Here is a 21,874-nt window from a genome sequence, read left to right on the forward strand (position 1 = left end):
GCTTGAATGAGACCTGCCCATGATTCAAATTAAAGAGAGAAGATGAGCGAGTTCCTTGGTGGTTATGGATTCCTTTTGCTGGTTTTGATCATTGTGATTGCAGGTGGTGCGCTGACCTTGTATTCGCTTCGAGCTAGCAAGCAGGGAGAGGCTCCATCCTTGCTGGATGTCCTCTTGGTGTGGCCCTTGATCTTTCGCATCGAAAGAATCAGTTCAAAGAAGACGTCTGGACGTTTCGTGATTGGTGGGATCGCAATCGCGTTGCTCCTGATCTTCATTGGTGGACCGATCAATAAGCGTTAAAGCGATCCAGGCGCTTGGTCCTTCAATTCGACCGGTTTGAGCTGTGAGTTAAGAGCTTGTTTGATGCTGACCTTTTGTTTGGCCAGAAAGTCAGTTGGCTTAGTAGTTCCCTTGGGCTAGGTGAAAGTTAAACTTTCATTTTATCCGTTAATGTCAATTAATAATTTTCGGATCACGCTTTGCGCTTCCTCCCTTTCGCACGACGTCGAGGAGTTGGCAATTCGAGTGTCAATGTCCCCCTCGAAAACCGCGCCTGCGATACCCAGCCGGGATGATCACAGGGTATTTTGGGAGTTCGAAAAATATCATGGGGAGCAGTTTGATGAAGCGCTTGCCAGAGCCTCAGGCTGGGCTTGCCTACATGCCAAAGCCTTGCTTTATATCCAAGATATAAATCTAAGCCTTTGGTGTGAGTTGCACTCAAATTCGGAGTTTGCTGGTTTTTCACTGCAAGGTGCGCACATGGAACAGTTAGGGCAATCTGAAATTGAGTTGGTCATAAGCGTTTATGCTGAGCGCTGCAAAGAAAATCAATGAATGGTTGAGTACTAGAAAATCGTCGATCCCCGCATGAGTATGCGCAGTGGCGACTGAATGCCGATCTGAGCCTTTTCTCGGTGATCGTCGCGATAGCGCTCTCGATCAATCACCCGACGTTGCATGTTCCACTTGAGGTGCGCTTCGCGAGCTGCGGCATTGGTGCAGCAGGCGCCCTCTTCGTGATGACTTGGCAGAACCGCAGAGCTGCGACCCACGGGTAGAAGAGGCTCAAGCTCGCGTGCGCTCAAGGTCAAGTCTCGCCAATCGCCTGAAAACCGTTGGGACTTGGGGATATTATCTGGCAGCGGCAAATTGAGTACGGATGCGGTTAACGAGCTTTGAAAATGGATAGCCTGTTCTTCTGGATGATAGTGATTGGGGTAGTAGAGGGAGTGATTCAGTATTTTTGGATTGCCCCTTATTTCAAGGTTGGGATCCCAATTCTGATGGTTCGAGTTCCTGAAAATTTAGGTGGATCAAAAGATGGCATTGAGCTGCTTAAATTTTTCTCAAACAACGGGGGTGATATTCTTGTGCGGCAAAAGAAATATGGAGCTGCGCGGTTTGCATATTTTCACGGCGTGCTGAAATGCCCCGATATTGGGCGCGGTTTGTCGAAGAAATGTGTCTTGTTTGCGAATTGGAATATTCCGCTGTTCGGTATGTTCTTCGCGTCCGTGCTTTTTAGGGATAGTGCTGTTGCTTCAGCTTTGGGTACGGCCTTCGCCATCGTGCTTTGCGTTTATTTTGCCAACTCCAATAGGGATCAAATTCTGAGGGAATGTGTAAACGCGGTTCGCGAAGTCGGATGCCGGTCATGAACCTGAAACTCCAAGGCGGGCGATGGCCGGACGACCATGGCCCTGGTCATCGACTGCCACAGCGGTGAAATGCTGGGACGGTAGGAGTCGCGCAGCGGCATGTCGAAGACTGTGAAGTCGGCTCTGGAGCAGGCGTTGAAAAATGGCAAATGAAATCGAACAGGCGTTTCCATTCGTGGATATGCCGTCGTTTGCGGAAATCCCAAATCATGACCAGGGATGTCATGAGTGCTCGCAGCTAGCAGAGGATGTTGACGCTATCAGAGGCCGGCCAATTGGCGGGGAAGAGATTCGTCAACTCCACCAAGAACTGTCTCATCTTTCTGCCAAGTCATGGCAATGGCTGCTTCCTCACTATTTGAGATACTGCGCGACACCTGAGGCAGAGTACAACAAATTTGAAACCGAGTTTTTGTTATACAGTCTGTCGCCACTGGAGCGTTTTGAGGGTGATGCCAATAATCGTCTAAAGTTCATTACGGATAGTCAGATTCAAACCCTACTGAATCTATTGCGATGTTTTTCGACAGACGAGTACTGGGGTAAGTATTGCTCTGCTGAATTGCAGCGAGGAATTTCATTTTTGAAAAAGGTTCTTGTCGGACGGCGCGTGCCGCGTTCCGAGTAGGCGTCGATTGCTGGCAACATCCGAACCCCGCGTCACGCCTCAGGGAAAGGCCTCCAACTGCGGCGGATGGGTGCCTGGGCGGAGCTACGTTCAAAGTGACCCCATCTGGCCAGACGGCGGCATCAACACGTATTCCTACGTGGAGCACCCACCGACGAAGTTCACTGAACGCCAGTGGGCTAATCAAGTGGTCGGGGAGGGATGTGGCACCAGCTAGCTGCTCGCAGGTTGGTTTGCTCATGACGTGTTCGCGTGAGTGTCGCCACAATGGTGTGAACAACTCGCCCCACACATTGCGTGGGCAAACGCGATTCTTGAAAGGGGATAGGTATCCGACGACAGTTCAGTGCTGGAGCCGTACGCCAGCATTGGCGAGGCGACGGCCGCCACGCAGGCGCTGGAGCAGACCTTCGGGTATGACGAGCTGGGGCGACTGACCACCATCAGCACGCCTGCTCAGAGCTGGACCATTGGCTATGACGCCAATGGCAACCGCACGCAGGTGACGCTCAACGGCACCAGCCGCGCGTACACCACGTCCGCCACCAGCAACCGGCTGGAGCAGATCAGCAACCCGGTGCGCAGCATGAGCTATGACGCGGCGGGCAACACGCTGACGGACACGGCGATGTACAGCAGCGCGGTGTACAGCACGGACAACCGGCTCACCGCCATCACCAAGGCGGGGCAGACGACGAGCTACAGCTACGACGCCGGCGGGCAGCGGGTGAGCAAGTCCAATGCGGCCGCGCCTGCACAGGCAAGGCTGTTTGTGTATGGCTCCAGTCCTGAACTGCTGGAGGAGTACGCTCAGGACGGTTCCGCCATTCAGGAAGTGGTGTGGCTCGACGGACAGCCGCTGATCGTGCTGGGTAAGGCCAACAGCAACGAGGTGTTCTTCAGCTACTCAGACCACCTGGGGGCGCCTAGGATCCTGGTGGACAGGTCAGGGGCGGAGCACTGGCGGTGGATCGCAGAGCCGTTTGGGTCCACGGCGGCAGAACCTGCGCCGTCCGGCTTGGCGGCAGTGGCATTCCCCTTGCGCTTTCCAGGCCAGTACTTTGACGGAGAGACCGGCCTCAACTACAACTACTTCCGCGATTACGATTCGACAAGTGGAAGATACGTCCAAAGTGATCCCATTGGGTCGGAAGGCGGTATCAACCCCTACTCATACGTTGGGGGGAACCCGTTTAGCTACATCGATCCGACCGGTGAGGTCGGTATTCCCGGAGCGATCTATGGCGGGATTGCTGGCGGAATCGGCGGGTACATTTCCGGTGGATGGAAAGGGGCAATCTATGGTGCAGGCGCGGGAGCGCTCGTGGGTGCGGTGAATCCTTGGGCATCTCACTGGGCTGGTGGTGCTGCTGGCGCGGCTGCCGCGAGCTTGCTCGGCCAAGGCGCAGGTAACTATGCGACGGGAAAGAGCTTGAGTGATCGGGAGCCAATCTGTGAGTAGGTCGCCAGCATTGACGTTGGGGGCGGCCGCCGAAGGCGCTGTAGTCGGCAGTGGGGAACTTGCCGGCACTGGCCGGTGCAGTTGCAGTCGATAAATAACCAAGGACCTGCACATGATCTGGCTCCAGCTATTGGCCTACTTTGCGGCTTGGACCATTGCCCTGATGGCGGTCCTGGAAGTCTTCGCTTGGCTTCTGCGCCGGGTGGCTCGCCTGCCTCGCCCGCTTCCACTGGTCCTGGGGCTTTTGCTGTATGGCGTTGTTGCGTGTACGTTTGCTTTACCCCTCTTCGGGCTCGAACTCGTTCAAGGGCCGCGCGCGGCTTCCAGCGAGGAAATGCGGTCGGTGGCGCTGATGGGGTATCTGGTGTGTCTGTTGCTTGCGGTTTTGTTCTTCAGGCGCAGGCACCTTGTGGCTTTGAGGGCCCTCGGTTACTTCCAGTCAAGGTTGCGCCACTGATGTGAAGCCAGGTATGTTGGGCTGAGCTTGCGAAGCTGACCCTGTCAGGATTTTTGTGTGCGAGGCATAGCCTGACCACCAAGAGCATCTATGCCAAGCAAGAAGAAGCCGGCTGGGGCCGGTATGACGGCGCTGCCGTCCATCCCCAAGAAACTCATTGAGCAACTGACTTGCGGCGCTACGCCGATGACGGCCGAGCGGATCAATGCTGCGACCATGGCGTTGAAGAAGGCGTTGATCGAGCGCGCGATGGGTGCCGAGTTGTCGCACCACCTGGGCTATCCGCCCGGCACGGCCAAGCCTAAGAAGCTACCAGTAAGCGCAACGGCAAGTCTGCCGAGACGGTGCTGAAGGAGGACGGACCGCTGCGCATTGAAGTGCCACGGGACCGCGCCGGTTCCTTTGAACCGATCCAGATGCCCAAGCATGAGCGCCGCTTCACAGGGTTTTACGACAAGAAGGTGGCCATGTACGCCCGCGGCCAACGCGCGATCAACCCGCCAGCCCATCCCAAGACCAGCGCGGCATCACCAAGTCCCCCGGCACGTCTGCCTTGCTTGCGGGATATGCCACGATCGTGTTCGTGGTCGTCCACACGAAGTAGTCGTGCAGCACGCGCCGCAATTCCATATCCGCAAGGCCAATGTCGTCCATGGCCTGATCGAAACAGGCGATCGCCCGCTGATCCATTTCTTCATGCACGCCATTACCGCTGTGCATCTTCACGACTGAGGACTCCGTCCCCAGCCGGCCACTGTAAAGCGCAGGCCCGCCCCATGCTTCGCACCAATAGGCGGCCAACCGCTCAGTGTGACGAGGATGAAACCCATGACTGAAGGCGTGAGACACCACCTCGTCCGCCAGCGCCCTTGCGTGCCATGCCTGAGCCAGGCGCAGAACGCCGTCCTCGCCACCGAGGGCCGCAAACAAAGTGGGCTGGGTCATGGTCGGTATCCAATGAAGAGGCTGGCGATGAGCGCGCCTATGCAAACAGCAACCGATCCTTGATCTTGATCGGATCGTGATAGTCATCAAACCACCACGGCTTCTCATGCCGGGTCCGGGGCGGCGTCTGCAGCACCAGTTCTCTCTGCGCCGTGGCCGCATCGTCCTGCGCAATACGGAAGCGGTAGTGGTCGAACAGCCGAAGCGCCTCCACCATGTAGGCGGTCGCCACGCGCCGATCCTTGATCATCAGCAGGTTCTCCCCATTCTGCAAATCCGCCGGCCCGGAGAAGTTGTACGAGCCCAAATACACCCGTGCCGTCGGCTTGTCGAAGTCGATGACCACAAACTTGTGATGCATGCGGATGCCGCCACCGCCGGTGGGCTCGGCCGAGAAGGGCGGGGGCGCGTCTTTTCCCAGCGCGTCGGGAAACACCGGCCTGCGGTTGCCGCCTGGAATGTCCAGTTCCAAGCCGCCCACCTTGCGGTCGGACATGCCATAGATGAACACGTCCTTGGCCATCAGCGTCTTGATGGCGTCCCGCACCGGCCCGCTGGTCTGATAGAGAAACGCCAGCGAATACAGCAGGCTCGACTGGGTGGTGGCCATGTCGTCGGCAATGCCCTGCAGGCGTGCATTGGCCTTGGCATGCGGTGAAAACGTCACCTGCGGCTTGATGTCGCCCAGCGCCAGCGCCGTCCAGTTCGCGGCCGAGGCCGACTGGCCGAACTGATTGGCAGGTTGAAGCCAATACTGGTCAAAGGCATCGCCAAAGACCTTCACTGGCGTATCGCCCTTCAGGATGACGGCATTGTTGGCTTGCACATAGAAGCCCCGCCAGCTGAAATTGGTGGACCCGCAGGACACGAGCTTCGCCTTCTTCCCGGCGACGACGATCATCTTGTTGTGCTGCAGGTTCAGCACATGCTGACGCTGCACGTGATCCGCACCCGCCGTCTTGGCCAGACGAGCCGCCGCGGCGTTCTCCGCAGACCCATCCTCTCCGTGATCACCGCTGTCGTCGATGATGATCTGCAGGCGCGGGCCGAGCTTTTCGAGTCGGCCCACCACCTCGGGCAGGTTGAGGTCGTAGGCGATGACCTTCACCTCCGCCTTGGGGTCCGCGATCGCCTGGTCCAGCACGTCCAGAATGGCGGCGCGCGCCTCGAAACCCATCCAGCTCAGGGCTTCATCGGCTTTTGGATGGGTGGGCTTGAAGTCCAGTCCCTCCGCCGCGTTGGCCGGCAGGATCTCCGAGACCGGCCCGAACTTCTGATACCGGTCCACAAACGCCTGCGACGACACAAAGCCTCGGGTGAAACTCACGTTGAGCTGCCCCGGCACCGTTTCGCGCTGCAGATGAATATCGGCTTCCTGCACCTCTCCGTAGCTGAGGCTGCCGCCTGTGTCCATGAAGACCGGCATGACGCGGTAGGTGAAGGGCAGGGTGGTTCCCGTGTTGCCACCGTCGCGCGGGAAATGGACCCAGCGGAACTTCTGGATGGGCGACAGCCGTGTCGACAACGCATTCGGATTGAGCTTGCCGTCCACTCCTCGGAAGGCCAGGCGGTTCTTCACCGGGAAGAACCGGTCCCCGCCGGGTACGCGGTACTCGATGGCAAACCCCACCAGGTCGGCCGGCGGCTCGCCTTTGCGCCAGTTCATGGCCAGCAGCGTCATGCCTTCGCCGCGGTGCAGGGTCAGCGTGAACGGAGCCTTGTTGTTGCTGCCTGAGACTTTGAAGTCGGTCGTAGCCAAGATGCGCCTCCCCGCGGTCTGTCCGCAGGGTTATAGGCCGGCCGTGTGTCGTCTACAAGACGCAAGACGGGGGATTCGCCCTTCCTATGAGGTGTCCGTCATGCATCCTGGGGAGATGGTCCGGGGGCTTACCATTGCGCGCGTATGAGTGCTGCCAGAAACGCGCCATGGACCATGGATGTTTGTGGGTCCACTCTGGTGACTCTTCAGAAAATGAGGTGCTGATGAATGCCAACTCCCTTGAAGTCGGGGTGACGTATTTCAGAATCGCGTATGCAGATGTCGACGAAACCATGCCAAGCGTAGAGCCAATGGTTTACGTGGGCATGGACATCTTCGGGTCACCCAAGGATGGCGTGAGCAGGTATTACTTCCAAGATACGAGCTCGATCATTCGCTTCGGTTTGGGCCGGATGACGGAAGAACCGAGGGTGGCCGATGCTTCGGATGCAGACCATCGCTTAGACGATGATGTGGAACGCATCTTCTTCGGTCACCAAGAGCATGAGATCGGCCAGGTGGTTGTGGACCTATGCGCTCTCGGCGAGGAAATCCAGATAGCCATTCAGCGAGCCCAAAGCCTCGGCGTCCCCAGACTCCAACAAGCACAGGGAAAGTGGCGTTGAGGAGGCGCCGGACGGCTGGCGACATCCTCCAATCCAGCACAGGGCGGGGCAGGTGGATTCCATCCCACGCACGTCCCGCCCTGCATCCTAACGATGACGCTCAAGGCGCCGCCTTCGCATCCGTCGCCACATCCTCCGGCATCGCCACCCGCTCCACCTGACTGACGACGACCAGCGGTGCATCGCTGGCCAGGCCGTTCAGGTCGATCAGATCGGCGCTCTGCACCCGCACCGCTCCGGGCTCCTGCGTCATCACCGCGCGCGCCGCCGTGTCATGCGCGCAGACGATCACGCGGTGCCAACGGCCGTCATGCCGCAGTCGCACCTCGGCCCAGTCCCAATGCACCGGCAGGCAGGCCCTCACGCGCAGGCGGCCCTGTTCCACCACCACGCCGCAGATGGACTCCAGCGACGCGCGCAGCAGCCAGCCGGCGGAGCCGCTGTACCAGCTCCAACCGCCGCGGCCCACCCAGGGCGCATGGGAGTAGATGTCCCCCGCCATCACATAGGGCTCGATCGCGTAGGTCGGCCCGATTCGCGGGTCTGCCCAGCGGTGGGCAGGGCTCAGGCCGGTGTAGACCTGCCACATCGTCTCCCGTTGCCCCAGTTGGGCCAACGCCATCAGCGCCCAAACGGCGGCGTGGTTGTACTGCCCGCCGTTCTCCCGCACGCCCGGCGCATAGGACTGGATGTAGCCCGCGCTCGGCTCGGCCACCGCCAGCGGCGGATGCAGCAGTCGCGCCAGCCGCGCCACCGGGTCCAACAAGTGCGTGCGGGCGCTGGCCATGGCCTGCACCGCATGCGCCGGATCGGCCGCCTGCGTCAGCACGGCCCAGCTCTGCGCGATCAGGTCGATCTTGCACTCCGGATTGGCCGCAGACCCTAGCGGCGACCCATCGTCGAAGAAGCCGCGCCGGTACCACTGGCCGTCCCAGCCGGGGCCGTCCAATGCCCGCACCCAGCCGTCCCGGGCCGTCGTCCAGCGCTGCGCACGTTCGTTGTCGCCCCGGGCGATCGCCAGCGGTGCGAAGTCCTCGATCACCTGACACAGGAACCAGGCCATCCACACCGATTCACCGCGGCCCTCATGGCCCACGCGGTTCATGCCGTCGTTCCAGTCGCCGGTCCCGAACAGCGGCAGGCCATGCTGGCCGCTTTCCAGGCTCCGGTCGATCGCCCGGGCAGCATGCTCATAAAGCGTTGCCATCGGTCCGTCGGTGCGCGGCGTTTCGTAGATGTCTTCTGCGCCTTCGGGCACCTGCTGACCGATCAGGAAGGGCACCTGCTCGTCCATCAACGCCAGATCCCCGGTACGGGCGGCGTAATGCGCCAGGCCATACGGCAGCCACAGCCTGTCGTCCGAGAAATGCGTGCGCACGCCCGCGCCACCGGGCTCATGCCACCAGTGCTGCACGTCGCCTTCCGGAAACTGACGGGCAGCGCTGCGGCGGAGCTGATGGGCCAGCAGCTGCGGCGCCACATCGGTCAGCGCCATCGCATCCTGCAACTGGTCGCGGTAGCCGAAGGCCCCACCGGCCTGGTAGAAGCCGGCCCGCGCCCACATGCGGCACACCAGCGTCTGGTAGGGCAACCAGAAGTTGGTCAACGCATCGAAGCGCGGATCCGGCGTGCGCACCTGGCGGCCGCCGAGCAGCTCGGGCCACTGCCGGCGCTGGGTCGCCAGACGCTGGGCCGGGTCGACCTGCCAGGCGGCTTCCATGAGCTCGTGCGCCGCCTGCGGCGAGGCCGCATGGCCCAGCAGCACGCTGAACGTGCCGGTCTGACCCGGATCCACCTCCAGCCGCGCGGCAATGCCCGCGCAGGCATCGAGGCCCCCGCCGCAGCGTCTGCCCAGGGCCGTGGGGACGACCAGGCGTCCGGACGCATCGAAGAATTCCCGTCGGTCGCAGGTCCAGTCCTGCGTGTCCAACCGCATGCGGGCGGTGGCTTCGGGCGGGACGCCTTCATCCGAGGGCTGCCGCGGGCGCAGGCTGAGCGCGGCGGTCGACTGGCCGAATCCGCCGGTTTCATCGAGCTGCGTCGCGCACAGCGACAGGGCACGGTCCGGCTGCGGCAGGCCGGCGCCCAGAGGCCCGACCGTCAGCCAGTCGTTTCGGGTGGTGACGGACAGGCGCTCGCTGCGCGCGCTGCCCATCTGCCATTCGGCCATGGCCACCAATCGCAGATGACGGCGCTCCGCCGCGGTGCTGCGGATCTCCACCTGCAGCTGCTTCACCGGCGCATCGCGATCCACGCACCAGCACAGCCGGATCTCCAGATCGTCCAGCTGCTGATGGATGCGGCTGTAGCCGATGCCGTGCTCCACGCGCAGCGGCGCCTGGTCCAGCACATGACGGCCCAGGCACCAGACGCGCTGATGGTCCAGGTCGTGCAGCAGCAGCCATTCGCCGGGCGGGTCCAGCAGGGGGTCGTTGGACCAGGGCGTGACCTGGTGCATGCGGCTGTTGCCCGCCCAGGTGTAGCCGGCGGCGACGTCCGTCACCTGGCAGCCTAAGTCCGGATTGGCCAACACGTTGACCCAGGGCCGCGACGGATGGCGCGAGGCGGACACGTCGAAGCGGAAGCCGCCGTGCTCCGGATCGAACTGGCCGTCCGGTGTGCGCGGGGGCAGGGCGGGATCGGGCTTGATCGGCAGTGTCTGCGGCACCACCAGGCGGGCGGCAGCGTCGGCCGGGCGCAGGTCCTCCAGCCAGCGATCCACCTGCTGGGCCAGGCTCCGTCCATCGGCCTGCAGACGGATGCGGGTGAGCGAATTCAGGGTGAATCGCTCGTCCGTGCTGAGGTCGTTCTCGCGCAGCACATGCATGGCGGAACGCAGATTCGCCGGACGGCCCTGATGCTGGCTGTCCAGCCGCGCCTGCAAGGCCGCCAGCGCCTGCTGCACCGGCGCGAGGTAGGACGCGGGCTCTTCGTTCAGCACCACCAGGTCCACGCCGACGGCATGGGAGCTCCACATGCGCAGCGCTTTTTTCAGCGCGCGGAGCAGGTCCAGGCCTTCTTCGCCGCTGATCTGCACCGCAATCAGCGGCCGGTCGCCGGAGATGCCGAAGCGCCACAGCAGGCGACGGTCGCAGCGGCCCAGCGATTCGCGGGCATGCAGCGGCTCACGGGCCGCCTGGCCGGTGATCAGCGTGTTGAGCTGCAGCAGCGAGCCCCAGGTGGCGGTGTCGAACTGCAGCTCGCGCAGACGGATGCCGCCCATGGTGTGCGACATCGCGGCGCTGCGTTCCAGGTGCGCGGCCTGGCGGTACTTGTCCACCAAGGCGGACAGCTGGTCCAGGTCGCGGGAGGCCGCCGTGCAGAAGGTCATGCGCAGTGTCGTGCCGGGTGGCAGATCCACCTGCAGGCGGATGCCGGCCAGCGGGTCCAGGCCGGTGTCCAGCAGTCGCCCCGGTTCGCCGGCGGACGCGACATCCGCTTCGTTGTCCACCACGGTCACGCCCGCATCGCCCGCCGGACGGGTGGTGCTGCCGTAGCGGCCCAGCCAGCGGGCACGGTCGGCGATGGGCGTCACTTCGCGGATGCGGGCCTGCGGGCCAGTGGGCGCGGTGGCACGCAGGGGATGGCCGGGCAGGCTCGCGGGGTTCTCTTCCGGGACCATGAAGAACACGGCGCGGGTGGCCGCTTCATCAAACAGGCGCGGACGGCGGCGCAGGTGCAGCGCATGTTCCCCTTCCACCCACCGTGCCTGGATGAACAGGTTGGAGAAGGCCGGATGGGCCTCGTCCGAGCGCTCCGGCGCCAGCGTGGCTTCGAAGCAGGACGCCAGCTCCAGCTGGATCGGCTCATGGCCGGTGTTGCACAGCTCCACCTGACGCAGCTCGCAGTCGTCCTCCGGACTGACCCAGACCGTGGTGCAACTGCGCAGGTCCGGCCAGCGGGCTTCGAACAGCACACGCTCGGCCTGCATGCGGCAGTGATAGCTGGCGCGTGGGTCTGGGGCAGGGCGGGCGGCGGCGCTGAACCATTCACTCTCGCCCTCGCGGCGCAGGAAGAGGAACTGGCCGTGTTGGTCGCGCAGCAGGTCGTCGCGCCAGCGGCTCACGCCCGTGCCTTGCCAGCTGCTGTAGCCGCCGCCATGGCTGCGCAGCACCACGGCGTAGCGGCCGTTGGTCAGCATGTGAGTCAGCGGCAGGACGTCACCCAGTGGCTCGGTCTCGCGCACCATGCGGGCCTTGCGCAGCTCACGGCGGCGCGGCAGCACTTCCGGCGGCGGCACGGCCAGCGGCGTCACCTCGCGCGGCGCGCGCTCATGCAGCAGCGTGGCAACGGCCTTGATGTGCGGGTCGCTCATCAGCCAGCGGCGCGGGGCCTCGTCGGCCAGCACATTGGTCAGCGCGACAAAGCCCATGGCCTGGTGGTGGGCCATGTAGGTCTGCACCAGGGTGAAAGGCGTGCCGGCGGTCTGGCGCTGCGGCGTGTAGTCGACCGATTCGATGAAGCCGAAACTGCCACGGGCCCCCAGACGCTCGAAAGCCTGCAGGTTGCGCACGACGGTGGACGGCGCCACCACGCTGGCCATGATGGCCGCATAAGGCGCCAGCACCCGTTCCTCGTTGGACAGGCGCGCCAGCGCCAGGGTCTGGATGCCCTGCGGTCCGTACTGGTAGGCCAGGGTGTGGTCCTGGCCGGCAATGGCGGATTCGGAGATGCCCCATGGCGTCTGACGTCCCAGGGCTTCGGACTGCTGTTCGGCCACTGCCGTGCGGATGGCCCGGCCCAGCGCACTGGCGGCCGGTTCGCGCAGTACCAGCGAAGGCATGAGGTACTCGAACATCGAACCCGACCAGGACTTCAGCCCCAGCGAGGCATCCGGCGTGTTGCGCGCAAAGAAGGGGCGGCCCAGGGAGCGCCAATGCTCCGGCGGCAGGTCGCCCTTGGCGATGGCCACCAGGCTGGTGAGGCGGGCCTCGCTGGCCAGCAGGTCGTAGTGGTTGTCGTCCAGTTGCTGGGCGTCGGCGCGCCAGCCGATGCGAAGCAGGCGACGTTCCGGATCGAACAGCGGGCGATAGTCCGCTTCCAGCGCGAAGCGGCGGGCACGGTCGGCCAGCGCGCGAAGCTGCGCTCTCGCCTGGGCCAGCGCGCCGCCCTGGTCTTGCCAGTAGGACTCCAGCTGCGCCACGAGATCCCGCACCAGCCAGTGCAGCGGCGTGTCCGGACCGGTGGGGGCGACCGTCTGGTCGGCGGGCGGGGGCAGGTCATCCGGCACGGCCAGCGGCTTGCCGTCAGCATCCAGTCCGGCCGGCGAGGCTTCGCCAACTTCGGCGCGCGCCGCTTGCACCTTCGCGGCCAGCAGGGCCTGCTGTTCTTCGACGTTGGCGTCCAGCACGTCCAGCGCGGACAGCGCTTCCACCAGCGCCGTGCTGGCTGGCATCAGCCCCCCCGACGCGAGCGGCGGCTGGTGGATGCGCAGCCGGTGCAGCGTCTGCTTGAGGGCCTGGCGCGTATTGCGGGCGATCGACTCGGACGGCGTGTCGATCAGCATTTCGCAGGCCCGGGCCACGGCCAGCAAGTGACCGGAGCAATTGCCGCTGTCCACCGCCGACACATAGCCCGGCGGCAGCACCGCCAGCGTCTGGGTGTCGTACCAGTTGTAGAAATGCCCTTGCCAGCGGTCCAGGCGGTCCAGCGTGTCCAGGGTGGCGCCCAGGCGTTTGGTCATGCTCACCAGGCCAATGAAGCCCAGCTCGCGGGCGCAGGCCACGGTCAGCAGGTAGATGCCGATGTTGGTCGGGGAGGTGCGGTGCGCCACCAGCAGGTGCGGCGTGAGCTGCACGTTGTCCGGCGGCAGGTGATGGTCCTGCGGGCCGACATGGCGGTCGTAGAAGCGCCAGGTGTCGCGGGCCAGTTGCCAGAGGTAGTCGCGGCCTTGCGGGTCCAGCATCGGCTCCGCGTCCTGGATGGCCGGCCGAGGGCGGCTTGCCCACCAGATCCACATCGGCGACAGGCCCCAGATCAGCAGCAGCGTCACCGAGGCCGTGCCGTTCACCGGCGCGCCCAGCAGGTGGGCGCAGATCATCAGCGCCCCCAGCACAGCGGCCGAGACCGGCACGCGCAGATGCTGGGCAAACAGCGCCGGCAGTTCATGCTTGGCGGCGGCCTGCGCGGCGGCCGCCGTGGTCCATTCCAGCAGATGGCGGCGGCTGACCGTCTGGCGCCACAGCGCCCGTCCGATGGCGTCCAGGTACAGCAGGCCCAGGTGCAGCAGCAGGGCCATGTGCCAGGCCGCCAGCGCCACGGCGCGACCGAGGTCGGCGCCGGTCTCGCGATAGAAGTGGCGAAGCGCGAGGCCTTCGCGGCTGGGCACCAGGCCCGCCAGTGCACCGACCATCGGGCCGATGCTGAAGGCGGCGGCGACCAGGGCCAGCGTGAGGCCCAGCGGCAGGGCCCCCGTCACCAGCACCACCACGACCAGCGCAAGCGACAGCGGCGCCACCAGCGAGCGGCGCAGGTTGTCCAGCAGCTTCCAGCGGTTGATGCCCCCCAGGCGATAGCGGCGGAAGTTGAAGAGGAAAGGCAGCAGTTGCCAATCCCCGCGGGTCCATCGGTGCAGTCGCGCATGGGCCGCGTCTGCATGCATGGGCGAGTCTTCCACGACGGTGATGTCGGAGACCCCTGCGCAGCGCGCGATGCTGCCTTCCAGCAGGTCGTGGCTGAGCACCTGGCCTTCGGGCAGGCGGCCCGTCAGCACCGCATGGGCGGCCTGCACGTCGATCAGGCCCTTGCCGGTGAAGCTGCCTTCCCCGAACAGATCCTGGAAGATTTCCGAGCTGACGGCGCTGTAGGGATCGATGCCGAACTGTCCGCCGAAGAGACGGTGGTAGGGCGTGCCCTGGTGGTCTTCCGGCATCGGCGCCAGCACGCGGGGCTGGAGGATGGCGTAGCCCTCGATGATGCGCAGCCCGTGCGTGGACAGGCGCGGCCGGTTCATCGGATGGGCGGCCGTGCCCACGAGCGCGCGCAGGCGGCCCGGGGGCATGTCGGTGTCGCTGTCCAGGGTGACGAGATGGCGCACGTTGCCGCCTGTGACCGACATCGGTCCCAGGTCCAGGAAGGGCGAGGCGGCTTCCGGCGTATTGAGCCCTTGCAGCAACTGCTCCAGCTTGCCGCGCTTGCGCTCCCAGCCGATCCACTTGCCCTCGGTGCGGGACCAGGTGCGCGGACGGTGCAGCAGCAGGAACCGCAGGCGACCGTCCGGCAGCGGGCCATGGCGCGCGTTCAAGGCGTTGACGGCCTGCACCGCCGCCGAGACGATGGCATCGTCGTTGTCGCGGTGTTCCGACACCGCGTCGGCAAAGTCACTCAGCAGGGCGAATCGCGCATGGGGTTCGCGGTTGGCCAGGTAGTGCTGCTCCAGCTGCGCGCATAGCGGCGCCGCCGACGCCGGGCTGGGGAACATCACCGGCATCACCACCAGGGTGCCTTCGCCGGCGGGGATGCCCTCCGAGAAGTCCAGCCGCGGCAGGCGCACCGGACGGGCCAGTTCACTGATCCAGCGGTTGGTCAGGGCCACGACGGCTTCGCTGATCGGCCCGGCCGCGAGCACGGCCACCAGGATCTGCCAGCCGAGGTCCAGGTCCGGCCGCATGCGGCCGACCAGCCAGAACAGCACCAGCGCGCTGAGCACCATCAAGCCGGTGAGATAGGCCGCGGCGGCCCAGCGTTCCCGCTGCGCGGGATCCACCGGCCAGCCCAGGCGGGCGCGGATGCCCAGCACCGCCATCAACTGCGGACGGCCGGCGCCGCGCCACCAGTAGATCGGCGCACTGCGGCGGTCGGCATCGATGGAGGTGCTGGCGGTGCGGGTGAGCGTCAGCAGCTCCTTCGCAACGTCCAGTTCGCTGCGCCCGGACTTGCGGGCGAGCTGCTCGATTTCGTGCAGGGTCAGGTCCTGCGTTTCAGTGGCTTCTGCGGCGTAGACCGGCGATTCCGCCAGGGTCTGCATCACCGGGCTGACGGCTTGCACGAGGCGGCGCCAGTCGGTCTGGTCGATGCGGCGCAATGCGGTGATGGCGTTGCGAATGCTCTGCAGGTCGCGGATGGATTCGTCCTGCTGGCGGGCCAGTGCCTGCGAGGCAGAGGGCAGCCGGGTGCTCAGCCACGCACGCAGCTCACCGCCAAGCGCGGTGGGCAACTCTTCCAGGCGATGATCCAGCTGCAACCAGAAGGCTTCCAGCACGCCGCGTTCGCGCATGCGGGGTTCGAGGTCGGTGACGGCTTCCAGGCCGGTCTTGGCGGGATTGCCGTCGTACCAGTGATGCACGACGTCGCGCGCGGCCTGCAGGGTCGCGAAGCGTTCGGCCAGGCGGCGCAGGTTTTCCACCAGCACCACCCGCAAGGTGGTGGGCAGCGCCCACAGCTCCGCCAGCGACAGCGGACGCTCTTCCTGGTAGGCCTTGAGATAGCGGGTGAGCAGCTCGATGTCGAAGCCGCCGTCGGTGTGGGCCACCCAGGCCCAGGTGATGCCGTAGATGCGGGGCAGGCCGGCCAGCGGCTCGTCGCGCAGGCGCGGCAGCAGGCGGAAGAAGCCGCGCGGCAGGCCGCGGCGGACCTGGTCGGTCTGCTCGTCGATCAGCGTGGCATTGTCCAGCAGCCATTTCCCGGCCGCACCGAGATGACGGTAGTCCCGCGAGCGTTTTTCGATGATGGACCGGGCCTGCTGCAGCATGGCCAGGTTGTCGTCCAGACGCGGAAAGAACTGGCTGGCGCCGGCCGTGCCCTGCACCGCCTGTGCGCGTGCCAGGCTGCGACCGTGCTGCTCGAATCGCGCCGCGCCGAACAGCACCGAGCGCACCGGAGGTTCCAGTGCACCGAGGGCGGGGTCCAGCAGGGCCAGTTCTTCTTTGATCTCCGGGGTTGTGGGCGTTGGCGCCCGATCCGACGCCGACACCTCTTCTGCTCTCACAGCCAATGGGCCACCGCAGCCAGCGTGAGTCCGCCCACAGCGGCCGTGGTGGCCAGGCGAGGCAGGATCATTCCGTGCAAGCGCTCCGCCCAGACGGAGACGCCAAACCAACGGCCTCGAGCCTTCGCACACTGCATCAGGTGACGCTGCAGCGCCTTGGCCTGGTCGTTGACCGGCAAGGTGACGGAGGCGGCAGGGTGGCTCATGATGTGTCCTTTGTTCAAGTTTGAAACTGCGCGTTTCAATGGCAAGCAGCGTGCCCAGTGAGACAAAGAAAAAGCCCCCGAAGGGGCTGTACACATCACGGTGAGGGCAGTGGCCCCAAAAGGGCCGGTGTATGCCGTTTTTATTCGATGACGCCGCAGGCGATGCGGGGGCCGCCACCGCCCAGCGGGGCCGGGTGATCGGCATGGTTGTCGCCGCCGGCATGGACCATCAGGGCGTGTTTGCGCACATCCAGCAGGCGCATCAGGCGCGGGGCCAGGACCGGGTTGGTGGCGTTGCCTTGCGGGTCCACATACAGGGCCGGCAGGTCGCCGAGATGGCCTTCGCCCCAGGGTTCGCCGTGGCGGCCGCTTTTGTCCGGGTCCATGTGACCGCCGGCGCCATCCGCCGGGACAGGATTGCCGTCTTTCATGCCGGGTGCGCAGGAAGGATTCGCATGGACGTGGAAACCATGCAGGCCGGCCGGCAGATTGGTGAGTTGCGGATAGAACACCAGACCGTAGCGGGTCTCGACGATGCGGACGGTGCCGACCGATTCGCCGTCGCCTTGCGGCGTGGCGATCTTGAGCGTGACGGTGGTTTCCGCCGCAAAAGCGCCCACGAGGGGACACAGGGCGAGCAGGGACGTGGCCAGCCAGTGGCGAGTCTTCATGCGAGTCTCCTTGGAGTCGAACAGGATGCGGGGGGAGGGCAGTCTCTGTGCCTGAGCATTCCCCGGAGGAACGCCTGTTCAATTGTCCTTGAAGCCAAAGAAAAACCCCGGACCACTTTCGTCGTCCGGGGTTGCTCATGTCTTTGGCGGAGAGGGCGGGATTCGAACCCGCGGTGGGCTATTAACCCACACACGCTTTCCAGGCGTGCGACTTAAACCGCTCATCCACCTCTCCGAAGCCCGCCATCATAGCGCAGTTTTTCGGAGTGAAAACAAAGTTCTCATCACAAATTCGTTTTTCCGTTTTTGAACAGCGCCATCGCCGTGCCGATGAGGCCCGAGACCTCGCTCATGTTGCCCGGCACGATCATGGTGTTGTTCTTCTGAGCCAGTTGCGCGAAGGCCTCCACCGCCTTCTCGGCCACCTTCAGTTGAACGGCATCTTCACCGCCCGGCTGCTGGATGGCGGCCGCAATCTTGCGGATGGCGTCGGCGCTGGCCTCGGCCACGGCGGTGATGGCAGCGGCCTCACCCTGCGCCTTGTTGATCTCGGCCTGCTTCTCACCTTCGGAGCGGGCAATCGCGGCCTCGCGTTCACCGGTGGCGATGTTGATCTGCTCCTGGCGACGGCCTTCGGACGCGGCGATCAGCGCACGCTTTTCGCGCTCGGCCGTGATCTGCGCCTGCATCGAGCGCAGGATTTCCGCCGGCGGGGTCAGGTCTTTGATTTCATAACGCAGCACCTTCACGCCCCAGTTGAGGGCGGCTTCGTCCAAGGCCTGGACCACGGCGCTGTTGATGATGTCCCGCTCTTCAAAGGTGCGGTCCAGCTCCATGCGGCCGATGACCGAGCGCAGCGTGGTCTGCGCCAGCTGCGTGATGGCCACGATGTAGTTGCTGGAGCCGTAGCTGGCGCGCATGGCGTCGGTCACCTGGAAGTACAGGATGCCGTCCACCGTCAGCTGGGTGTTGTCCTTGGTGATGCAGATCTGGCTGGGCACGTCCAGCGGGATCTCCTTGAGCGAATGCTTGTAGGCCAGCCGGTCCACGAAGGGCACCAGGATGTTGAGGCCGGGCGTGAGCGTGGCGTTGTAGCGGCCCAGGCGCTCCACCACCCAGGCGTTTTGCTGGGGGACCACCTTGACCGACTGGATGATGAAGACCACCACCACCACCAGCAGAACCAGTGCAACGATTTCCATGGAAAGCAAACTCCTCAGCGAGGTCGGGAGAAAACAGGCCCGTGGGCCCGGGGGAAGTCACGACGAGCGTGGCTTGAGACGGAGGCGCGCCGCCTGGCAGCGGCGGCGCCGTCCTTCGGAAGGTCACCCTGCGCCATGAAGGAAGCGACGCTGTTGGAGGATCCGGGCGCTGGTCGCCCCGTTTGCGAAGGTCAGCAAACAGGGCGGACGAGGGAAGGGCGTTCAGACCGGTTCCAGCAGCAGGCAGGAGCCTTCCACTGCGCGGATCACATGCCGCCCGGTGTTGGGCGAGCCGTTGCCGATGAATCGCGCCTGCCAGGCGGCGCCACGGTATTTGACTTCCGCGGTGCCGTCGGCACGCCAGTGATGCACGTCCAGGCTCTGGCCAATGTCCAGGTTCACATTCGGATTGGCCTGGGCTGGCACCCGCGGGTGGCGCACCTGGCGACGGTGCCACCAGGTGACGGCGCCGCCGCCGACGACGGCGGCCATGATCATCTGCAGGCTGAAATCCAGCCCGGCATGGGCGGCCAGCGCCGCCGTGGCAGCCCCCAGGGCCAGCATCAGCAAATAGAACGTGGTGCCGCTGGCCAGTTCCGCCGCGATCAATCCTCCGCACACCACCCACCACCAGGTGGACAGGCTCCAGTCCATGTCAGCCTCCGGATGTCAGCCATCCCTGTTTTATTGAAATCTGCGTGAAATCTGCGTGAGATCTGCGTGAGATCTGCGTGTCATTGGCGAGGCGGCAGGCCGTCCTCACCTGAAGGAAAGTGTACGCCCCGGGGGCTGCCGGACAGGCCCTGTTTCTATCCTCCCTAGGGGTGATCCGGGGAGGGGGCCGCGTGTGCCGGAAAACCGCAACCGTGCTGTTGACGCGACGTTCGCGTCACGATTTCGGGTTAATGGGCCTGCGACACTTGCGTGACCGAGGGTTGGCCCTACACTTCGCGCCTTTCCTGTTTGACCCCGCTTCGCCGGAGGCCCCATGACGCCGCGTTTCCGCTTTCCCATCGTCATCATTGACGAGGACTACCGCTCCGAGAACACCTCGGGTCTGGGCATCCGCGCCCTGGCCGACGCCATCCAGAAGGAAGGCTTCGAAGTGCTGGGCGTCACCAGCTATGGCGACCTGAGCCAGTTCGCTCAGCAGCAGAGCCGGGCCAGCGCCTTCATCCTGTCCATCGACGACGAGGAATTCAGTGCCGGGCCGGAACTCGACCCGGCTGTGCTGAACCTGCGCAAGTTCATCCAGGAGATCCGCTTCAAGAATGCGGACATCCCCATCTATGTCTACGGTGAGACCCGCACCTCCCAGCATCTGCCCAATGATGTGCTGCGTGAGTTGCATGGTTTCATCCATATGTTCGAGGACACCCCGGAATTTGTGGCCCGCCACATCATCCGCGAGGCCAAGAGCTACCTGGACGGCCTGGCGCCTCCCTTCTTCAAGGCGCTGATGGACTATGCGCAGGACGGCTCCTATTCCTGGCACTGCCCCGGGCACTCCGGCGGCGTGGCCTTCCTGAAGAGCCCGGTCGGCCAGATGTTCCACCAGTTCTTCGGTGAGAACATGCTGCGCGCCGACGTGTGCAATGCGGTGGAAGAGCTGGGCCAGTTGCTGGACCATACCGGTCCGGTGGCCGAGAGCGAGAAAAACGCCGCCCGCATCTTCAATGCCGACCACTGCTTCTTCGTCACCAACGGCACCTCGACCTCCAACAAGATGGTCTGGCACCACACGGTGGCGCCGGGCGATGTGGTGGTGGTGGACCGTAACTGCCACAAGAGCATCCTGCACAGCATCATCATGACCGGCGCGGTGCCGGTCTTCATGACGCCCACGCGCAACCACTACGGCATCATCGGCCCGATTCCCGAGCAGGAATTCGAGGCGGAGACCATCCGCAAGAAGATTGCCCGCAATCCGCTGCTGGCCGGCGTGGACCCCAAGACGGTCAAGCCGCGCATCATGACGCTGACCCAGAGTACCTACGACGGCGTGCTCTACAACACCGAGACCATCAAGAGCAAGCTGGACGGCTGGATCGACACGCTGCACTTCGACGAAGCCTGGCTGCCGCATGCGGCCTTCCACAGCTTCTACGGCTCCTACCATGCGATGGGCAAGCACCGCGCGCGTCCCAAGACCGCCATGGTCTACGCCACGCAGTCGACTCACAAGCTGCTGGCCGGCATCTCGCAGGCATCGCAGGTGCTGGTGCAGGATTCGCAGAACGTGAAGCTGGACCGGCATCTGTTCAACGAAGCTTATCTGATGCACACGTCCACCAGCCCGCAGTACTCGATCATCGCGAGCTGCGACGTGGCCGCGGCGATGATGGAGCCTCCCGGCGGCACCGCGCTGGTGGAGGAGTCCATCTCCGAAGCGCTGGACTTCCGCCGCGCCATGCGCAAGGTGGAGAAGGACTACGGCAAGGACTGGTGGTTCAAGGTCTGGGGCCCTGAGAAGCTGGCCACGGACGGCGTCGGCAAGCCCGCCGACTGGATGCTGAAGACCAACGAGAAGTGGCACGGTTTCGGCCCGATCGAAGAGGGCTTCAACATGCTGGACCCGATCAAGTCCACCATCATCACGCCCGGGCTGGACATGAGCGGCAAGTTCGCCAAGACCGGCATCCCGGCCAGCATCGTCACCAAGTTCCTGGCCGAGCATGGCGTGGTGGTGGAGAAGACCGGGCTCTACTCGTTCTTCATCATGTTCACCATCGGCATTACCAAGGGCCGCTGGAACACGCTGCTGACCGCGCTGCAGCAGTTCAAGGACGATTACGACCGCAATGCCCCGATCTGGCGCATCCTGCCGGAGTTCGTGGCGGCCTTCCCGCGTTATGAGCGCATGGGCCTGCGCGATCTGTGCCAGAGCATCCATGAGGCCTATGCCTCCGGCGACATCGCCCGTCTGACGACCGAGGTCTACCTGTCCGACCTCGAGCCGGCGATGAAGCCCAGCGATGCGTATGCGCATATCGCCCACCGCAAGACCGAGCGGGTGGAAATCGACCATCTGGAAGGCCGCGTGACCACGGCGCTGCTGACGCCGTACCCACCGGGCATTCCGCTGCTGATCCCGGGTGAGCGCTTCAACAAGAAGATTGTTGAATATCTGAAGTTCACCCGTGACTTCAATGCGCGCTTCCCGGGCTTCGCAACCGATGTGCATGGTCTGGTCGCCGAAAAGGACGACGAGGGCCGCACGCGGTATTACGTGGACTGCGTTGTGGACCAGTGAAGGATCAGAGGGGGCGCTGAAAGCCCCCGGTCCTCAAAGAGAAATGGCCTCCCGAGCGGAGGCCATTTTCATGGG

15 protein-coding genes, 1 tRNA gene and 1 pseudogene are annotated in these 21,874 nt (G+C 64.2%); 9 read left to right on the forward strand and 8 right to left on the reverse strand.

Going from position 1 to position 21,874, the window contains the following annotated elements; all coding sequences use genetic code 11:
- Positions 1-42: 42 nt before the first annotated feature.
- The 7 genes and pseudogenes from DES44_RS07665 to DES44_RS07680 form a co-directional block, all read left to right on the forward strand.
- Positions 43-303 (forward strand): hypothetical protein, encoded by a 261-nt coding sequence (locus DES44_RS07665; RefSeq protein ID WP_058935506.1) that lies wholly within the window; start codon positions 43-45, stop codon positions 301-303.
- A 231-nt stretch (positions 304-534) separates the two neighbouring features.
- A complete protein-coding gene (locus DES44_RS24580) occupies positions 535-840 on the forward strand; it encodes a hypothetical protein (protein ID WP_147307011.1) in 306 nt (101 codons plus the stop codon).
- A gap of 347 nt (positions 841-1,187) precedes the next feature.
- Positions 1,188-1,664, forward strand: coding sequence for a hypothetical protein (locus DES44_RS24585; protein WP_147307012.1), 477 nt, complete (start codon positions 1,188-1,190; stop codon positions 1,662-1,664).
- A gap of 142 nt (positions 1,665-1,806) precedes the next feature.
- The gene (locus tag DES44_RS24590) at positions 1,807-2,292 is read left to right on the forward strand and encodes a DUF6714 family protein (protein WP_147307013.1); all 486 of its coding nucleotides are present in this window, start codon (positions 1,807-1,809) and stop codon (positions 2,290-2,292) included.
- 346 nt (positions 2,293-2,638) lie between these two features.
- Positions 2,639-3,754, forward strand: a complete 1,116-nt coding sequence (locus tag DES44_RS07670; RefSeq protein WP_058935505.1) for an RHS repeat domain-containing protein — start codon at positions 2,639-2,641, stop codon at positions 3,752-3,754.
- A gap of 112 nt (positions 3,755-3,866) precedes the next feature.
- A complete protein-coding gene (locus DES44_RS07675; RefSeq protein WP_058935504.1) occupies positions 3,867-4,211 on the forward strand; it encodes a hypothetical protein in 345 nt (114 codons plus the stop codon).
- 90 nt (positions 4,212-4,301) lie between these two features.
- Positions 4,302-4,693, forward strand: a pseudogene (locus DES44_RS07680) (transposase); the annotation flags it as partial.
- A 10-nt stretch (positions 4,694-4,703) separates the two neighbouring features.
- Here DES44_RS07680 and DES44_RS07685 read toward each other — a convergent pair.
- Positions 4,704-5,156 (reverse strand): group II truncated hemoglobin, encoded by a 453-nt coding sequence (locus DES44_RS07685; protein ID WP_058935502.1) that lies wholly within the window; start codon positions 5,154-5,156, stop codon positions 4,704-4,706.
- 37 nt (positions 5,157-5,193) lie between these two features.
- On the reverse strand, positions 5,194-6,915 hold the full coding sequence (locus tag DES44_RS07690) for a phospholipase D-like domain-containing protein (protein ID WP_198164787.1): 1,722 nt from the start codon (positions 6,913-6,915) through the stop codon (positions 5,194-5,196).
- Positions 6,916-7,139: 224 nt separating this feature from the next.
- Here DES44_RS07690 and DES44_RS07695 point away from each other — a divergent pair, with 224 nt between their 5' ends.
- A complete protein-coding gene (locus tag DES44_RS07695) occupies positions 7,140-7,541 on the forward strand; it encodes a hypothetical protein (RefSeq protein WP_058935500.1) in 402 nt (133 codons plus the stop codon).
- Between the two features lie 100 nt (positions 7,542-7,641).
- On the opposite strand, the gene DES44_RS07700 is transcribed toward DES44_RS07695, so the two are convergent.
- The 6 genes from DES44_RS07700 to DES44_RS07725 form a co-directional block, all read right to left on the reverse strand.
- Positions 7,642-16,452, reverse strand: coding sequence for a GH36-type glycosyl hydrolase domain-containing protein (locus tag DES44_RS07700; protein ID WP_058935499.1), 8,811 nt, complete (start codon positions 16,450-16,452; stop codon positions 7,642-7,644).
- 11 nt (positions 16,453-16,463) lie between these two features.
- Positions 16,464-16,673: a hypothetical protein gene (locus DES44_RS07705; protein ID WP_116001369.1), complete on the reverse strand. Its 210-nt coding sequence runs from the start codon at positions 16,671-16,673 to the stop codon at positions 16,464-16,466.
- 140 nt (positions 16,674-16,813) lie between these two features.
- Positions 16,814-17,344: a superoxide dismutase family protein gene (sodC, locus tag DES44_RS07710; protein WP_058935497.1), complete on the reverse strand. Its 531-nt coding sequence runs from the start codon at positions 17,342-17,344 to the stop codon at positions 16,814-16,816.
- Between the two features lie 144 nt (positions 17,345-17,488).
- Positions 17,489-17,579: transfer RNA gene (locus tag DES44_RS07715), tRNA-Ser, on the reverse strand.
- A 49-nt stretch (positions 17,580-17,628) separates the two neighbouring features.
- On the reverse strand, positions 17,629-18,546 hold the full coding sequence (locus tag DES44_RS07720) for an SPFH domain-containing protein (protein WP_058935496.1): 918 nt from the start codon (positions 18,544-18,546) through the stop codon (positions 17,629-17,631).
- 222 nt (positions 18,547-18,768) lie between these two features.
- Complete coding sequence (locus tag DES44_RS07725; RefSeq protein ID WP_058935495.1) at positions 18,769-19,200, reverse strand: NfeD family protein; 432 nt, start codon at positions 19,198-19,200, stop codon at positions 18,769-18,771.
- A gap of 334 nt (positions 19,201-19,534) precedes the next feature.
- On the opposite strand from DES44_RS07725, the gene DES44_RS07730 reads away from it, so the two are divergent.
- The gene (locus tag DES44_RS07730; RefSeq protein ID WP_058935494.1) at positions 19,535-21,799 is read left to right on the forward strand and encodes an arginine/lysine/ornithine decarboxylase; all 2,265 of its coding nucleotides are present in this window, start codon (positions 19,535-19,537) and stop codon (positions 21,797-21,799) included.
- Positions 21,800-21,874 lie beyond the last annotated feature (75 nt).

It is taken from the genome of Roseateles depolymerans (assembly GCF_003387155.1).
In the GTDB taxonomy this organism is placed as follows: Bacteria; Pseudomonadota; Gammaproteobacteria; order Burkholderiales; family Burkholderiaceae_C; genus Roseateles; species Roseateles depolymerans.

Coding starts and splice junctions, on each gene's coding strand:
- DES44_RS07665 (WP_058935506.1), top strand. CDS start 43: ATGAGCGAGTTCCTTGGTGGTTATGGATTCCTTTTGCTGGTTTTGATC.
- DES44_RS24580 (WP_147307011.1), top strand. CDS start 535: ATGTCCCCCTCGAAAACCGCGCCTGCGATACCCAGCCGGGATGATCAC.
- DES44_RS24585 (WP_147307012.1), top strand. CDS start 1,188: ATGGATAGCCTGTTCTTCTGGATGATAGTGATTGGGGTAGTAGAGGGA.
- DES44_RS24590 (WP_147307013.1), top strand. CDS start 1,807: ATGGCAAATGAAATCGAACAGGCGTTTCCATTCGTGGATATGCCGTCG.
- DES44_RS07675 (WP_058935504.1), top strand. CDS start 3,867: ATGATCTGGCTCCAGCTATTGGCCTACTTTGCGGCTTGGACCATTGCC.
- DES44_RS07685 (WP_058935502.1), bottom strand. CDS start 5,156: ATGACCCAGCCCACTTTGTTTGCGGCCCTCGGTGGCGAGGACGGCGTT.
- DES44_RS07695 (WP_058935500.1), top strand. CDS start 7,140: ATGAATGCCAACTCCCTTGAAGTCGGGGTGACGTATTTCAGAATCGCG.
- DES44_RS07705 (WP_116001369.1), bottom strand. CDS start 16,673: ATGAGCCACCCTGCCGCCTCCGTCACCTTGCCGGTCAACGACCAGGCC.
- sodC (WP_058935497.1), bottom strand. CDS start 17,344: ATGAAGACTCGCCACTGGCTGGCCACGTCCCTGCTCGCCCTGTGTCCC.
- DES44_RS07720 (WP_058935496.1), bottom strand. CDS start 18,546: ATGGAAATCGTTGCACTGGTTCTGCTGGTGGTGGTGGTGGTCTTCATC.
- DES44_RS07725 (WP_058935495.1), bottom strand. CDS start 19,200: ATGGACTGGAGCCTGTCCACCTGGTGGTGGGTGGTGTGCGGAGGATTG.
- DES44_RS07730 (WP_058935494.1), top strand. CDS start 19,535: ATGACGCCGCGTTTCCGCTTTCCCATCGTCATCATTGACGAGGACTAC.